This is a genomic window from Sphingobium sp. MK2 (assembly GCF_040170545.1).
Classification (GTDB): Bacteria; Pseudomonadota; Alphaproteobacteria; order Sphingomonadales; family Sphingomonadaceae; genus Sphingobium.
Map to the genome: position 1 here is coordinate 14,980 of NZ_JAZDXA010000021.1, position 16,040 is coordinate 31,019.

A 16,040-nucleotide genomic window follows, 5' to 3' on the forward strand; every position below is an offset into this window, starting at 1 on the left:
CCGTTGATCCCAGGAGCCTGCCCCCATGCGCCCCGTCCTTGCCTGCGCCCTTCTTTTGATGCTGGGTGCCGCCGCCCCCTCGCCGCCCGCGCTGTCGCCGCTGGCGTTCGAGCAGATTGCGCCGACTGGCACGAAAATGCCGCGTTTCAAGGTGGATGCCGCCTGGCCGACGATGCCGGACGACCTGTTGCTGGGGCAGGTGAGCGGCGTCGCGGTGGGGCCGGACGATTCGGTTTGGGTGGTGCATCGACCCCATTCGCTGACCGGCACCGACACGGGCCTCGCGCAGACGCCGCCGATCGCGGTCTGCTGCAAGCCTGCGCCGCCGGTGGTGCGGTTCGGCAAGGATGGCACGTATATGGGCGGCTGGGGCGGCGCGGCGAGCGCGCCAACGGTCGATGGCGTCAACCAATGGCCCGCCAGCCTGCATGGCATATTCGTCGATCAGGCCAATACGGTCTGGTTCGGCGGCAATGGCAAGGACGATCATGTCGTGCTGAACTACAGCGCGGACGGCAATTTCCTGCGCGCCTTTGGCAAGCGGGGCGAGACCAAGGGTAATGATGCGACCGACCGGCTGGGCAATCCGTCCGACGTGCATCAGGTCGATGGCATGGTGCTGGTGTCGGACGGCTATGTGAACCGCCGGGTGATTGGCTTCGACGCGCGGACCAATGGCTATAAGGGGCGCTGGGGCGCCTATGGCAAGCCGCCGATCGCGCCGACCCGTCAAGGCACGTTCGACCAGAGCCATGCGGTCGACCCCAGCAAGGCGGCCAATCCCAAGGCCGATATCTTTGGCGACATCGTGCATTGCGTGGTGCCGACGAAGGATGGGCATGTCTATGTGTGCGACCGCAACAACAACCGGGCGCAATTGTTCAAGCGCGGCCAGGACGGGGCGCTGACCTTCATGCGCGATCTGGTGATTGCCCCGGAAACCGGGGGCACGCATACGGTGACCGACATCGCCTTCTCGCCCGACCCGGAGCAGACCTATCTCTATGTCGCCGACATGATGAACGGGCGGGTGTGGATTTTGCTGCGCAAGACGCATGCGGTGCTGGGCGCGATTGGGCGTGTGGGGCGGCAGGCGGGGCAGTTCACCTGGCTGCACAGCATCGACACGGATAGCGAAGGCAATATCTATACGACCGAGGTCAATACCGGGCGGCGGGTGCAGAAGCTGGTGTTTACAGGGATCGAGTGAATGGGTTCACGCGGAGGCGCGGGGACGCGGAGGGATATTGGGACGAGCCAGACCTGTCGTCTGCTGCCTTTTGCAGCTTGGCCCGGTAGAAAGATGGATGTGCGGCTTTACGGCCCATCCTCTCCGCGTCTCCGCGCCTCCGCGTGAACCCAATCCTACCCGCCGATCAGCCGCATATAAGGGCTGGCGAGCCAGCCGCTGACGCAGGGGCCGTCATAGGGTTGTTTGCGGTCCACGGGCGACGACACGCCGCAATCGCCCGCCGGTTCGCCCTCTTGCGCAGGTGTCGGCTGCACGACGACGCCCAGCCATTTCTGGTCGAGGCTGCGGGTGCAGATATAGGCGCGCTGGCCTTCTGGCAGTTGTGCGATCACCTTGGCATCGGCGAACGGTGCGGCGAGCAAAGGCAGCCCCCCTGCCCCGCTGCGGCTCACTTGCCCAAGTCCCCCGCAGGCATCCAGTCTAGGACCGTCTTCGCCGATCGTCACCGGCCGCGCGGCGGGCGTGTCCATGCGGCTTTCGGAGACTTCAGCGCGTGGCGCATCGGCCAGCGTGCTGTTGGGCAATTCGTTCAGCACTTCGCGCCGGTCGGAACAGGCGGCGAGCATCAGGAGGAGAGCAAGTGTACGGACCATGGATAGCGGGATAGACCGGCAGACAGGCGGGGGGAAGGGGCCATGTTTCGCTTTAGTTTCAGCCCGCCTTTCCCTATAGGCTGGGCTATGAGCGAAGAACCCGTAAACTCCCCGAACAGCAACGAATATGGCGCCGACAGCATCAAGGTGCTGAAAGGTCTGGACGCGGTCCGCAAGCGGCCGGGCATGTATATCGGCGATACCGACGATGGCAGCGGCCTGCACCATATGGTGTTCGAGGTTAGCGACAATGCGATCGACGAGGCGCTGGCCGGGCATTGCGACCGGATCGACATCACCTTGAATCCCGATGGATCGGTCAGCGTGATGGACAATGGCCGCGGCATCCCGACGGGCATCCATACAGAGGAAGGCGTGTCGGCAGCCGAGGTCATCATGACCCAGCTCCACGCCGGCGGTAAGTTCGAGAATACGTCGGACGACAATGCTTATAAGGTGTCGGGCGGCCTGCATGGCGTGGGCGTTTCCGTGGTGAACGCGCTGTCCGATTGGCTGGAGCTGAACATCTGGCGCGACGGGCAGGAGCATTGGATGCGGTTCCGCCATGGCGATGCCGAAGCGCCGCTCAAGGTGCTGGGTCCGGCCGCGCCGGGACAGAAGGGCACGAAGGTCACCTTCATGTTCTCGACCGACACGTTCAAGAATGTCACCGACTATGATTTCGACAAGCTGGAGCATCGCTATCGCGAGCTGGCTTTCCTCAACAGCGGTGTGCGCCTGTTCCTGACGGATGCGCGACATGAGGAAAGCAAGACAGTCGAACTCTATTATGAGGGCGGCATCGCGGCCTTCGTCAGCTATCTCGATCGCAATAAATCGGCGATGATGCCGGAGCCGATCGCCATTTCGGGCACGCGCGACAATGTGACCATCGAAGTCGCGCTGGAGTGGAACGACAGCTATTATGAAAATGTGCTGTGCTTCACCAATAATATCCCGCAGCGCGACGGCGGCACCCATCTGGCGGCGTTCCGCGCCGCGCTGACCCGCACCCTCAACAATTATGCCGAAAAGTCGGGCATGTTGAAGAAGGAGAAGGTCAGCCTGACCGGCGAAGATATGCGCGAAGGTCTGACCGCGATCGTCTCGGTCAAGCTGCCCGATCCCAAATTCTCGTCGCAGACCAAGGACAAGCTGGTCTCCTCAGAAGTGCGCCAGCCATTGGAAAGCCTGATGGCCGACAAGATGGCCGAGTGGCTGGAGGAGAATCCGGCGCATGGCAAGATGATCATCCAGAAGGTGATCGACGCCGCCGCCGCGCGCGAAGCCGCCAAGAAGGCGCGCGAACTGACCCGGCGCAAAGGCGTGCTGGATATTGCCAGCCTGCCCGGCAAGCTGGCCGACTGCCAGGAGCGCGACCCGGCCAAGTCCGAACTGTTCCTAGTCGAGGGTGATTCGGCCGGTGGTTCGGCGAAGCAAGGCCGCAACCGGCATAATCAGGCGATCCTGCCGCTGAAGGGCAAGATTTTGAACGTCGAGCGCGCGCGCTTCGACAAGATGATTTCGTCCAAGGAAGTCGGCACGCTGATCCAGGCGATGGGCACCGGCATTCGCGACGACTTCAACCTGGAAAAGCTACGCTACCACAAGATCGTCATCATGACCGACGCCGATGTCGACGGCGCGCATATTCGCACGCTGCTTTTGACCTTCTTCTATCGGCAGATGCCCCAGATCATCGAAGGCGGGCATCTCTTCATCGCCCAGCCGCCGCTCTACAAGGCAACGCGCGGCCGCAGCGAAGTCTATCTTAAGAACGAGGCGGCGCTCGAACGCTATCTGGTCGATAATGGCGTAGACACGATGGCGCTGGAAAATGGCGGCACATTGCGCTCCGGTCCCGACCTGCGCAGCCTGATCGAACATGCCATCCGCATGCGATCGGTCATGACCTATGTGCCGCGCCGCTACAACCCGGCGATCATCGAGGCGCTCAGCCTGAATGGTGCCCTCGACCCGGAACTGAGCCACGCAGCCCAGGCCGAACGGCTGAATGCGACCGTGGCGTGGATGGGTGCACAGGATGCCGAAGGCCGCTGGACCGGCAGCGTCGCGGAAGAAGGCGGCTTCCATTTCCAGCGGTTGTGGCGCGGTGTAACCGATCATCATATGATCGAGGCTGGCTTCATCGGCTCTGCCGAGGCGCGCAAGCTGCACAGCATCGCCGCCGAGGATGCGGGCAGCTATCTGACGCCGGCTCGCCTCATTACGATCAAGGCCGCGCAGGCCGCCGAAGCGACGGGCGACGACGACCTGCCTGCGGTGCCCACCAAAGGCACGCTGGTCACGCGCCCCAGTGAACTGCTGGAAGCGATTCTGGCATCCGGGCGCAAGGGCTTGGCCATCCAGCGCTATAAGGGGCTGGGCGAGATGAATGCGGAACAGCTATGGGAAACTACGCTGGACCCCGACAACCGCTCTATGCTGCGCGTCACGGTGGACGATATCAGTGATGCTAACGACATCTTCGATAGGCTGATGGGTGAAGTCGTCGAACCGCGGCGCGAGTTCATTCAGGATAATGCGCTGAACGTCGCCAATCTGGACGTGTAGAGCCGGACGACTTGAGGCTCACCCCTTTTCGTCATTGCGAGCGCAGCGCAGCAATCCATTATGGTGCCGATGGATTGCTTCGCTGCGCTCGCAATGACGATTCGATTTCACGTCATCCGGCTGTAAAGCGGACAGCGAAGCGGACATTGGTTTGCGAAAATGACGCTGGATGGGGGTGGTTCGTCGCCCCGTTCAACGTCGCCCTATGTCCGCTTTGACTGGTCGGAAGATGCTGAAATAGCGCCATCTTCTGTTTCACGTGGAACAGGTTTTGTACGCTATGTCCGCCCCGGAGCGGTTATGGCGTGGCGTCGAGCTGTTTGACCATCGCGTCATTGCCCTGACCCTGGGCGACGGCTTTGGCGGTGCGGCCGGAGGCGTCGGCCAGCGCGGGGTCGGCACCGGCCTTGACCAGCATCGCGACCTGGGCGCTGCGGCCGAAGAGCGCGGCCATCATCAGCGCGGTTTGCCCGGCCTTGTTGCGGGCGTTGACGTCGCAGCCTGCGGTCAGAAGCCGCGCGGCGATCGCGTCATGGCCCTTGAAGGCGACGCCCATTTGCGCGGTGTTGCCCTGCGATTCGTCGGGCTTGCAGGGGTCGGCACCGGCAGAGATCAGCGCGTCGAGCGTGTCCGCCTGACCATTATAGGCCGCGAGGATGAGCGGGGTGAAGCCGCGTGCATCGGTGGCGTTGAGGTCGACGCCTGCCTTGACGAGGGGTTCGATCATGTCGGTGCGGCCGAGCCGGGCGGCGTCGAACAGGAGTTGCTGGCGGCGTTCGGGGGTGGGGAGCGCGTCGGGCGCGGGCGAGGCAGTGGCCAGCGCTGTGGCGAGGAGGAGGGAGAGCATCGCTAGTCAGCCTTATTGTGTAAAAGATCCGTTCGGGCTGAGCCTGTCGAAGCCCTTCCCTTCTTCGCATAGGGAAAGAAGGAAAGGCCCTTCGACAGGCTCAGGGCGAACGGTGTTTTAACGCACGGTCAGGCGTTGTTGCGGATAGGCGGCTTCATATTCGGAGACCGCCTTGGTCACTTCCGCCATGGGCACGTTGACTGCCTTGGCGATGCGCGTGCCGTAATCCTTGTCGGCCTGGTAGAAATAGCTGACCATCATGGTGCGGGTGCGGTCGGAGGTGACCTGGCCGAGATCGCCCGCGAGGTTGGCGATCAGGTCGGCCTTGTCCTTGGCCGAGAGCGCGCGGTAGAAAATGCCTGCCTGTGCGAAATTATTGGTCTTCTCGATCGGCTTGGTGTCGACCGTCGCGTTGATGGTGTAGGTCGACTGGCCAAATTCGGCAGCCGCCTGCTTCTGTACCATCGCCGGGAAATAATTGACGTTCGAGGTCGAGCCGGTCGCGTCCATCACGCCGTCCTGCGAATTATTGACCACCGGGGCCAACGGCTTGTTGACCGGCAGTTGCAGGACATTCGCGCCGACGCGATAGCGCTGCGTATCGGCATAGCTGAACAGGCGACCCTGGAGCATACGGTCGGGCGAGGCTTCGATGCCGGGCACCATGTTGGATGGCGCGAAGGCCGACTGTTCGGTGAACTCGAAATAATTGGCGGGCATCTTGTTGAGCGTCATCTCGCCGATCTTGCGGAAGGGGACGTCGAGCCATTCCTTGGTATCGTCGAACGGATTATAGTCGAGACCCGCAAACTGATCGGGCGACATGGTCTGGACCATCAGATCCCAGGTCGGGAAATTGCCCTTGCCGACTTCGCGATAGAGGTCATCGGTCAGGAAGTTGAACTGGGCCGCGCCTGCATCCTTGCCGGTCAGATTCTTGACGCCCTGGCGGCTGATCCAGCGGAACTTGGCGAAGGTCACCTTGCCCTGCGCATTCACCAGCTTGAAGGCGTGGACGCCATTGCCGTCCATGGTGCGGTAGGAGGAGGGCGTGCCCAGGTTCGAATAAAGCTGGGTCAGCATGTTGGTGGATTCAGGCGTGTTCGAGAAGAAGTCGAAATAGCGGTTGGGGTCTTGCTTGTTGGTGACCGGCGAGGGCTTGAGGCTATGCACCATGTCCGGGAACTGCATGGCGTCGCGGATGAAGAAGATCGGCAGGTTGTTGCCGACCAGATCCCAATTGCCCTGATCAGTGTAGAATTTGGTGGCAAATCCGCGCGGATCGCGCAGGCCTTCGGGGCTGCCCGATGGGTGGATGACGCTGGAGAAGCGCACGAAGACCGGGGTTTCCTTGCCCGATGTGAAGAGCGAGGCGCGGGTCAGGTCGCTGATGTCGGCGGTAGCGCGGAATACGCCATGCGCGCCGGTGCCGCGGGCGTGGACGACGCGCTCCGGAATGCGTTCGCGGTCGAAGCGGGCGAGCTTTTCAATCAGCGTGGTGTCTTCGAGCAATACCGGGCCAAGGTCGCCTGCAGTCTTGCTGTTGCGGTTGGCCCCGATCGGGGCACCATTGTCGCGTGTCAGGTTGGGGACGGTCGCGGGCGCGGCTTCGGCCGGGACGGTCATGGTCTGCCCGGCGTCGGCGGGCAAGGTGACGGTGGCCATGCGCGGGGCGACCTGCGTGCTGGTCTGGGCTGAGGCCTGTGCGCCGACAAGCGCGGACAGGCTGACGGCAGCCAGGGTCAGGCCGCGCAAGGGCGCGGCCGAAATCGGTGAATTCGACATGATCAGGTTCCTCTGTTGTTTTGTCGATCGTGGCGATCGACACCCCTCGGACTGGGAAACGATGGATGGACCCGTAAGGTCCGCAAGAGAAACGGCTTATCTAGCTTTCAGATAGTGGGATTTTCGATCATTGCCGCAGCAATAGTCAGTCCGGGCGCATGGCTTGCGCCACCAGGGCTTCGGCTTCGATCAGCAAGGCATCCTCGGCCGCGCTTTGCGCGACCTGCTCGCGGCCGATCAGGATGAGGACGGGCACGGCGAGCGGGCTGACCCGGTCGAGCGTGATATGCAGCATGGTCGTGGCGGCCCGGTCGATCAGGTCGCCCAGCCGCCCGACATCGGTCATGCGCGCGCGGGCATCGGCCCAGGCGGCCTTGATCAGCAGATGGTCGGGCTGATATTTGCGCAGCACGTCGTAGATGAGGTCGGTGGAGAAAGCGACCTGCCGCCCGGTCTTGCGCTTGCCGGGATGCTGGCGCTCGATGAGGCCGGAGATGACCGCGACGTCGCGGAAGGCACGCTTGAGCAGGCTCGATTGTTCGACCCAATCGACAAATTCATGGTCGAGTATGTCGGCGGAGAAAAGGCTGTGCGGGTCAGTGACGGGCTTGAGGCCGTAGACGGCCAGCGCATAGTCGTTGGCAACGAAACCCAAGGGCATGAGACCCTGGCTCTCCATCCGGCGGGTGAGCAGCATGCCGAGCGACTGGTGCGCGTTCGAGCCTTCGAAACTGTAGCAGACGAGATAATGGCGACCTTCGTGCGGGAAGGTTTCGATCAACAGTTGGCCCGGTTGCGGCAGGACCGAGCGGAGTTTCTGCATGTCCAGCCATTCGCGCACGTCGGACGGGAAGCGATGCCATTGGTCGGGGCTGGCGAGGAAGGCGCGGACCCGGTCGGCAAGGCGCGTCGACATGGCCATGCGGCTGCCGCCCCAACTGGGGATGCGCGCCTGTTTGGCGGTGGCGCGGACGACCAGATCGGTCGTGTCCATCTTGACCACTTCCAGCGCCATGCCGGAGAAGAAGAAGCTGTCGCCGGGTGTAAGCTGCGCGGCAAAGCCCTCCTCCACCGTGCCGAGCTTGCGGCCATTGGCGAATCGGACGGCGAGCGCGGGTTGATCGACGATGATCCCGGCGTTGAGGCGATGCTGCTGAATGAAGCGGGGATGGGCAACGCGCCAGGTGCCGTCCGCATCCTGCGCCAGCCGTTTGAACCGATCATAGGCGCGCAGGGCGTAGCCGCCGCCTTCGATGAAATGCAGAACACTGGCGAAAGCGTCGGGCGTCAGCGCGCTATAGGGAGTGGCGGACTGGATTTCGGCGAGCATCGCGGCTTCGTGGAAGGGACCGGCGCAGGCGAGGCCCATAATATGTTGGGCCAGCACATCGAGGCTGCCGACGCGAAAGTCATCGGCATCGCGCTCGCCTGCCTCGACGGCATCAAGGGCGGCGCGGGCTTCGAGATATTCGAAGCGGTTGCCGGGGATGAGGATCGCCTCACTCGCCTGATCGAGCCGGTGGTTGGCGCGGCCGATCCGCTGGAGCAGGCGCGAGGCGCCTTTGGGTGCCCCCATCTGGATGACGCAATCGACATTGCCCCAATCGACGCCGAGGTCGAGCGAGGCCGTGGCGACCAAAGCGCGCAGCCTGCCGTCGGCCATGGCGCTTTCCACCTTGCGTCGGGCTTCGATCGACAGGCTGCCATGGTGGATGGCAATGGGCAGGTTGGCGTCGTTCGCGGACCAAAGTTCCTGAAAGATGAGTTCGGCAAGGCCGCGCGTGTTGCAAAAGACGAGCGTGGTTTGATGGGCGGCGATTTCGGCCATCACCTGATTGGCGGCATATTTGCCCGAATGGCCCGACCAGGGGACGCGGCCTTCGGGGATGAGGATGGTGACGTTGGGCTCCGCCCCCGCCTCCCCCAACACCGCCGCGACCGTGTCAATATCGCCATCGGGCGCGAGCCAGGCGCGATAGGCATCGACGTCCGCCACTGTGGCGGAGAGAGCGACGCGGCGCAGGGCGGGGTTGATCGTCTGCAGCCGCGCCATCGACAGGCTGAGCAGATCGCCGCGTTTCTGCGTGGCGAAGGCGTGGACTTCATCGATAATGACGGTTTGCAGATCGGCGAACATCAGGGCCGCGTCGGGATAGCTGAGCAGCAGCGAGAGCGATTCGGGCGTGGTGAGGAGGATGTGGGGCGGCTTGACGCGCTGGCGCGCCTTGCGGTCCGACGGCGTGTCGCCGGTGCGGGTTTCGACGCGGATCGGGAGCGCCATGTCCTCGATCGGGGTCAGCAGATTGCGGCGGACGTCGACGGCCAGCGCCTTGAGCGGCGAGACATAGAGGGTGTGGAGCCGGTCGGTCGGGTGGTCGATGAGGTCGGCCAGGGTCGGCAGGAAGCCCGCCAGCGTCTTGCCTGCGCCGGTCGGCGCGACGAGCAGCGCATGATCGCCCCGGCGCACGGCGGCGAGCATCGCGCGCTGGTGCGAACGTGGCGCCCAGCCGCGGGCGGCGAACCAGTCTTCCAGCACGGTGGGGAGAGCATCCATAGGAGGGATGTAGGGAGCTAAGCCAGGCCTGTCACGACATGGGCAGGAAGAAGGGTTCGCGCGGAGACGCAGAGACGCGGAGGGAATAGCCGACCCTTCGCGCGCTCCGCGACTCAGCGCGTGGATATTCGGCCATGATCTGCACGGCGCGGTCGCGTAATTTAAGTCCACGTCGGTAAAATTTTATGTCGCTCCCCTCTGGCTCTTCCGCCTGCCCCTGCGTTACCATCCCGCCATCAAGAGCGGCGCAGCAGATGCCGCATCATGCAGGAGATCAACGATATGTCTGGCGAAACCGAAGCCGATCTGACGGGCGTCGAATCCAACCGCCGTCGTCCCAAGCCGCCGATCATGGAGATTGACGGGCGCAAGCTGAAGCCCGCGACGCTAATGATGGGGCATGGCTATGATCCGACCCTGTCCGAAGGGTCGTTGAAGCCGCCGATCTTCCTGACCTCCACCTTCGCGTTCGAAAGCGCGGCGGCGGGCAAGCGGCATTTCGAGGGGGTGACGGGCATCCGTCCGGGCGGATCGGAGGGGCTCGTCTATTCACGCTTCAATGGTCCCAACCAGGAAATTGCCGAGGATCGGCTGTCGGTGTGGGAAGAGGCCGAGGACGCGCTGCTCTTTTCGAGCGGCATGTCGGCGATCGCCACCACCTTGCTGGCGATGGTGCAGCCGGGCGATGTGATCGTCCATAGCGCGCCGCTCTATGCCGCGACGGAGTCGTTGATCGGGCGGATATTGGGCAAATTCGGGGTGCAGTGGCTCGATTTCCCCGCCGGTACGACCGAGGACGAGATTGGCGCGGTGATCGAGAAGGCCAAGGGTCTGGGCCGCGTCGCGATGATCTATCTGGAAAGCCCGGCCAATCCGACCAACGTGCTGGTCGATATCGAAGCGGTGGTTGCGCGGCGCGACTTGGCCTTTGCGGGCGAAGACCATGTGCCGCCGATCGCGATCGACAATACATTTTTGGGGCCATTGTGGCTCAAGCCGCTGGCCCATGGCGCGGATCTGGTCATCTATAGCCTGACCAAATATGCCGGGGGGCATAGCGACCTGGTTGCGGGCGGGGTGCTGGGGTCCAGCGCGCTGATCACCACGATTCGGTTGATGCGCAATACGATCGGCACGATCCTCGACCCGCATTCGGCGTGGATGCTGATGCGCAGTCTGGAGACGCTGGAATTGCGGATGAGCCGGGCGGGCGAGAATGCGGCGAAGGTCTGCGCCTGGCTGCGCGACCAGCCGCAGGTGGAGAAGATCGTGTATCTGGGCTTCCCCGAAACCGAACGGCAGCGCGACATATACGAGCGGCATTGCACCGGCGCGGGATCGACCTTCTCGCTCTATCTGAATGGTGGCGAGGCGGAGGCCTTCGCCTTTCTCGATGCGCTCAAGATCGCCAAGCTGGCGGTCAGCTTGGGCGGGACCGAGACGCTGGCGAGCCATCCCGCCGCGATGACGCATCTGTCAGTCCCGGCCGCGCGCAAGGCGGCGCTGGGGATTGGCGATAATATGGTGCGTATCTCGATCGGCTGCGAGGACGCCGACGATCTGATCGCCGACTTCGCGCAAGCGCTGCGGGCGATCGGATAAGGCGATGATAGGGATGCCGTCAGCGATCGATTGTGACGTCGTGGCGGCATCGGTCGGCAATGCTCCAAGCGGTAGTGCGCCGATGCGAAGCTGAACCCTGCTGCCAGTCGTGCGTTAGGCGCGATACGGCGCTGTGGCCGGTGATGGGAGGGACGCCGGATGAACGCCAGAAACGGATCGCGATGGGCCATCGGCATTGCGACTGGCCTCGTCCTATTGCTCGCGCTCGCTGTCCTGCTGCTCGCGGCCTTCCCCTGGGGGATGTTCAAGGATCGGATCGAGGCACGATTGTCGGCGCGGATCGGCAAGCCCGTCACCATCGGCACGATGACACGTGAGGATCGCCTGTCCTTTCATCCCGTCGTCCGCCTGACCGATATGCGCGTGCCCCAACCCGACTGGGCCAAGGGTGATGGCGATCTTGCCCGGATCGGCGAAGCGCGGGTGGGCTTTTCGGCTTTCGCGCTGCTGACCGGCGGGCCGGTGGTGGAAACGCTGGACCTACGCCGCGCGCGCCTGAACTTCTATCGCGCGGCCGATGGGCGCGAAAGCTGGAGCGGCGAGCGCAGCGGTGGCGACGAACGCAAGGGCCGACGCCCGGCGTTGCGCAACCTGACCGTCAGCGACAGCCGCATCGCCTATCGCGACGACAAGCGCGGGCGGTCGGTGGACGCGGCGCTGGCCGTGGATGGCAAAGGGCTGCGCCTGTCGGGCAAGGGCGATGTGCGCGGCTATCCCGTCACGGTCACCGCCAGCGGCGCGCCGATCTTGGGGCATAAGGCGGGGACGCGCTGGCCATTCCGCGCAGAGATTGCGGGCGATGCCGTGGGCATGACGTTCGATGGCACGATGGACGGGCCGCTCGACATCGGGCATTTGCGCGGCAAGGTGACGGGCCATGCGATCGACCTGCGTGTGCTGGACGCGATCATCGAGGCGGGGTTGCCCGGCACCCAGCCTGTGCGGCTGACGGCGCAGGTGGTGCGCGAGCGGCCGGACTGGATCATCGAATCACTTGAAGGCACGATCGGGCGGTCCGCGATTGCGGGCCATGCCACCGTGCGCAAGCGTGAGGGCCGCACCCGGATCGACGGCGCGATCCGCGCCGCGCAACTGGATTTCAACGACCTGTCTTCGGACGAAGGCCGCCGCAAGGCAATGGCCAAGCGCGCGCGGCTGGGCGACCGGCTGATCCCCGATACCGCCATCGACCTGCGCAAGATGGCGCGCACCGATGGGCGGCTGGAGATACAGGCCGACCGGCTGTTATGGCCGGGGTCCAGCCCGTTTCGTTCGCTCAAGGGGGTTTTGTCGCTGGAGCGCAGTCGGCTGGTGGTCGAGCCGTTGCGGATGGACCTGACGCGCGGCGTGCTAGGCGGGCGGCTGACGGTGGATCAGCGTGACGGCGGGCCGCGACTCGATCTGGCGCTTGATCTGCGATCGGCGCGGCTGCTCGATTTCTTTCCCGAAACGCGGATCGATGGCGGGCTGGTCGGGCGCATCGCGCTCAATGGGCCGGGGCGCACCATCCGCCAGGCGGTGGGGCAATCATCGGGCACGATCGCGCTCGTGGCCAAGGACGGGTCGATCCCCGCGCGCACCGCCGCGTTGATGGGGCAGGATGTCGGCAAGGGGCTGACGCTCGACAAGGACAAGATGGCGGTGCTGCGCTGCATGGTGGCGCGGTTTGATGTGAAGGGCGGCGTCGCGCGGACCAACCCGGTGCTGATCGACACGTCCCGCGCGCAGACCCGCGCCACCGGCACGATCCGCCTGTCGGACGAGACGCTGGACCTGACGCTGAGCGGTCAGCCCAAACAGGGGAGTCTGTTGCGGCTGAAAGGCACGGTGCCGATCCGCGGCACGATCAAGGCACCCGATATTCAGGTGCCCAAGGAAGCGCGATCGGCCAAGGGCATCATCAAGATGATCGGCGATGCGATCGGCGGCGACAAGGTGCCACGCGCCAGCGATGCGGATTGCGACGCGCTCGCGCGGTCGGCGATGCGCTAGACCGACATATCGGTTCGGTTCGAGCGTTTCTCGACTTCGCTCGAAACGAACGGATGTCTATGTCTTAATTCCAGTCGACCCGTGTCCAGCCGCGCACCGCCGCCAGTTTGGCGAGCGGCTTGTGCGGGTTGGAGGCAATGGGGACGTCGGCAAATTCCAGCATCGGCGCGTCTGACACATGGTCGGAATAAGCGCGGATATGGGTCTGGGTGCGGTCGATCGCCTGCGCCGCCATCCAGGCCTTGATCATCCGCAGCTTGCCCGTGTCGTAGCAATTTTCGCCAGCGATCTTGGCGCGGACATAGCGCAGATCCTGCGTGAGATGGTCGGTCGCAATGACGGCGTCGAAACCCAGCCGCCGGGCGATCGGCTCAACATAAAGACGGTAGGAGGCGGTGGCGAGGACAAGGCGATAGCCATCGGCGCGGTCGCGTGCGATCTGCGCCACGGCATCGGCGCGCAGGTTGGTCGCCAGCACCTTGTCGGCATAGCTTTCGACATGCGGCATCAGCCGGGCGCGTTCCACATGAAAGCCGATCATCAGCGCCTGATTGAGTTCCTTGAGCCGCTGACGCGACAGCAGCTTGAGCACATAGGCGAGCATCAGCAGGACGACACAGGGCAGCAGGATCAGCCGCCACGGCGCCATCGCCCGCGCCACATGAATGAGAAAGCCGGTATAGGTGCCGTTGAACGTCACCGTACGGTCCATGTCGTAAATTGCCAGCCGGTGCGTCATGCCGTATCCGAAACTTTTCCCGCCGCCCTTCGTTCTGACTTGCGGATGGGCCGTTTCGGCTTGCCGTGCAACCGATATTGGACCACTAATCCCATCGCATGAATAAAGCTGCTTCACTGGCCGAAGAACGAAGCGACGGCAGCAGCGTGCTGCGGCTTTCCGGTTCGCTGGCGATCGCATCGCTGCATGACCTGCCCGACCGGCTGGATGCCGTACAGGGTCCGGTCGGCACGATCGACCTGTCCGACGTCGATCATATGGACACGATCGGCGCGTGGACGGTGCATCGCACCGCCAAGCGGCTGGGCAGCGAGATCAGCGGGGCGCGGCCGGATGCGCAGAAGCTGATCGACACGGTCAGCGCGCTCGATGATCCGGTCTCCATCTATCCCGATGATGTTCCGGCGCTGCGCCGCGTCGTCGGCCAGATCGGGGAAGCCGTGAGCGCCGCTGGATCGACCATGTTCGGCCTGCTTGGCTTTTTCGGCGCGACGCTGGTCGCGGCCTGGAGCCTGATAAGGCATCCCAGCCGTTTGCGCGTGAACGCGGTCGTGCAACGGTTCGAAGTTGTGGGCGTGTCCGCGCTCGGCATTATCGGCCTGATGAGTTTCCTGATCGGCATCGTCATCGCCCAGCAGGGATCGGTGCAATTGCGCCAGTTCGGCATGGAGATGCTGACCATCAATCTGGTCGGTCGCCTGACCTTCCGGGAGCTTGGCGTATTGATGACCGCGATCATGGTCGCTGGCCGCTCCGGCTCCGCCTTTGCCGCGCAATTGGGCACGATGAAGCTGACCGAGGAAATCGACGCAATGCGGACTATCGGCGTGTCGCCGATGGAGGCACTGGTCTTGCCGCGTACGCTCGCCGTCATCATCATGATGCCGCTGCTGGGCTTTTATGCGTCGATCCTGTCGGTCCTGGGCGGTGCCTTTCTCTGCGCGGTCGCGCTCGACATTCCGCCCATCACTTTCTTCCAGCGGCTGCGCGAAGTCGTGCCGATAACCGATCTGTGGGTGGGCCTTATCAAGGCCCCTGTGTTCGGCCTGATCATCGCCATTTCCGGCTGCTTCCAGGGAATGCAGGTGAAGGGCAATGCGGAGGAAGTCGGGCTGCGCACCACCGCCGCTGTGGTTCAGGCGATCTTCCTCGTCATCGTCATCGACGCTTTCTTCGCGGTGTTCTTCACCTGGGTAGGGTGGAACTGATGAGCGAAGAGCAACAGCGACAGGCCGAGGAACAGCGGCTCGCCCAGGCGGTCGAACAGTCCGATATTGCCATTTGCGTGCGCGGCATCCGCAACGCCTTTGGCGACCAGGTCATCCATGATGCGCTCGACCTCGACGTGCGCAAGGGCGAGATATTAGGCGTGGTCGGCGGATCGGGCACTGGCAAGTCCGTGCTGATGCGCGCCATCATCGGGCTGCAGACGCCCAGTGAAGGCGAGATCGAGGTCTTTGGCGAACAGATGGTCGGTCGGCTGGACGATGATGCGCTGGCGATCCGCAAGCGCTGGGGCGTGCTGTTTCAAGGCGGCGCACTGTTTTCCACGCTGACAGTCGCGGAAAATATCGAAGTGCCGATCCGCGAATATTATCCCAATATCGGCGCGCAGTTGCGTGACGAAATTGCCGCCTACAAGATCCGCATGACCGGCCTGCCCGCCGAGGCGGGGCCGAAATATCCGTCGGAACTGTCGGGCGGCATGAAGAAGCGCGCAGGGTTGGCCCGTGCGCTGGCGCTGGACCCGGACCTGCTGTTCCTCGACGAACCGACGGCGGGCCTCGATCCGATCGGCGCGGCAGCGTTCGACGAACAGACGCGCAAATTGCAGCAGACATTGGGCCTCACTGTCTTTCTCATCACCCATGATCTCGATACGCTCTATTCCATCTGTGACCGGGTGGCGGTGCTGGCCGACAAGAAGGTGATCGCCGTGGGTACGATCGATGAACTGCTGGCGCTCGACCATCCCTGGATTCAGGAATATTTCAATGGGCCGCGTGGCCGTGCGGCGACGGCGGCGGTATCGCGGGAAAAGAACAAGGCGGCACAAACCCCGCCGGACGGAAGGCTATAGG

11 protein-coding genes are annotated in these 16,040 nt (G+C 63.9%); 6 read left to right on the forward strand and 5 right to left on the reverse strand.

Going from position 1 to position 16,040, the window contains the following annotated elements; genetic code table 11:
• The first annotated feature begins 25 nt into the window (after window positions 1-25).
• A complete protein-coding gene (locus V2I08_RS11545) occupies window positions 26-1,210 on the forward strand; it encodes a hypothetical protein (RefSeq protein ID WP_349635237.1) in 1,185 nt (394 codons plus the stop codon).
• 155 nt (window positions 1,211-1,365) lie between these two features.
• Here V2I08_RS11545 and V2I08_RS11550 read toward each other — a convergent pair whose 3' ends face one another.
• Window positions 1,366-1,845: a hypothetical protein gene (locus V2I08_RS11550; RefSeq protein WP_349635238.1), complete on the reverse strand. Its 480-nt coding sequence runs from the start codon at window positions 1,843-1,845 to the stop codon at window positions 1,366-1,368.
• A gap of 87 nt (window positions 1,846-1,932) precedes the next feature.
• Here V2I08_RS11550 and gyrB point away from each other — a divergent pair, with 87 nt between their 5' ends.
• Window positions 1,933-4,419, forward strand: a complete 2,487-nt coding sequence (gene gyrB, locus V2I08_RS11555; RefSeq protein ID WP_349635239.1) for a DNA topoisomerase (ATP-hydrolyzing) subunit B — start codon at window positions 1,933-1,935, stop codon at window positions 4,417-4,419.
• A 298-nt stretch (window positions 4,420-4,717) separates the two neighbouring features.
• Here gyrB and V2I08_RS11560 read toward each other — a convergent pair whose 3' ends face one another.
• From V2I08_RS11560 to V2I08_RS11570, 3 genes are all read right to left on the reverse strand, one after another.
• Window positions 4,718-5,266, reverse strand: coding sequence for an ankyrin repeat domain-containing protein (locus V2I08_RS11560; protein ID WP_349635240.1), 549 nt, complete (start codon window positions 5,264-5,266; stop codon window positions 4,718-4,720).
• A gap of 117 nt (window positions 5,267-5,383) precedes the next feature.
• On the reverse strand, window positions 5,384-7,051 hold the full coding sequence (locus V2I08_RS11565) for a catalase (RefSeq protein WP_349635241.1): 1,668 nt from the start codon (window positions 7,049-7,051) through the stop codon (window positions 5,384-5,386).
• Window positions 7,052-7,196: 145 nt separating this feature from the next.
• Window positions 7,197-9,605 carry a ligase-associated DNA damage response DEXH box helicase gene (locus tag V2I08_RS11570; RefSeq protein WP_349635242.1) on the reverse strand — a complete coding sequence of 803 codons (2,409 nt, stop codon included), beginning with the start codon at window positions 9,603-9,605 and terminating at the stop codon, window positions 7,197-7,199.
• A gap of 282 nt (window positions 9,606-9,887) precedes the next feature.
• Between V2I08_RS11570 and V2I08_RS11575 the strand changes: the two genes are divergently transcribed.
• Together V2I08_RS11575 and V2I08_RS11580 are read left to right on the forward strand one after the other, a co-directional pair.
• Complete coding sequence (locus V2I08_RS11575; RefSeq protein WP_349635243.1) at window positions 9,888-11,207, forward strand: cystathionine gamma-synthase family protein; 1,320 nt, start codon at window positions 9,888-9,890, stop codon at window positions 11,205-11,207.
• Between the two features lie 159 nt (window positions 11,208-11,366).
• Entirely contained in the window at window positions 11,367-13,220 is a 1,854-nt protein-coding gene (locus V2I08_RS11580) for an AsmA-like C-terminal region-containing protein (RefSeq protein WP_349635244.1), read from the forward strand.
• Window positions 13,221-13,284: 64 nt separating this feature from the next.
• Here V2I08_RS11580 and V2I08_RS11585 read toward each other — a convergent pair whose 3' ends face one another.
• Window positions 13,285-13,959 carry an HAD-IB family hydrolase gene (locus tag V2I08_RS11585; protein WP_349635245.1) on the reverse strand — a complete coding sequence of 225 codons (675 nt, stop codon included), beginning with the start codon at window positions 13,957-13,959 and terminating at the stop codon, window positions 13,285-13,287.
• 98 nt (window positions 13,960-14,057) lie between these two features.
• On the opposite strand from V2I08_RS11585, the gene V2I08_RS11590 reads away from it, so the two are divergent.
• Window positions 14,058-15,167 carry an MlaE family lipid ABC transporter permease subunit gene (locus V2I08_RS11590; RefSeq protein ID WP_349635246.1) on the forward strand — a complete coding sequence of 370 codons (1,110 nt, stop codon included), beginning with the start codon at window positions 14,058-14,060 and terminating at the stop codon, window positions 15,165-15,167.
• A complete protein-coding gene (locus V2I08_RS11595) occupies window positions 15,167-16,039 on the forward strand; it encodes an ABC transporter ATP-binding protein (protein ID WP_349635247.1) in 873 nt (290 codons plus the stop codon). Before V2I08_RS11590 ends, V2I08_RS11595 begins: the two co-directional genes overlap by 1 nt.
• Window position 16,040 lies beyond the last annotated feature (1 nt).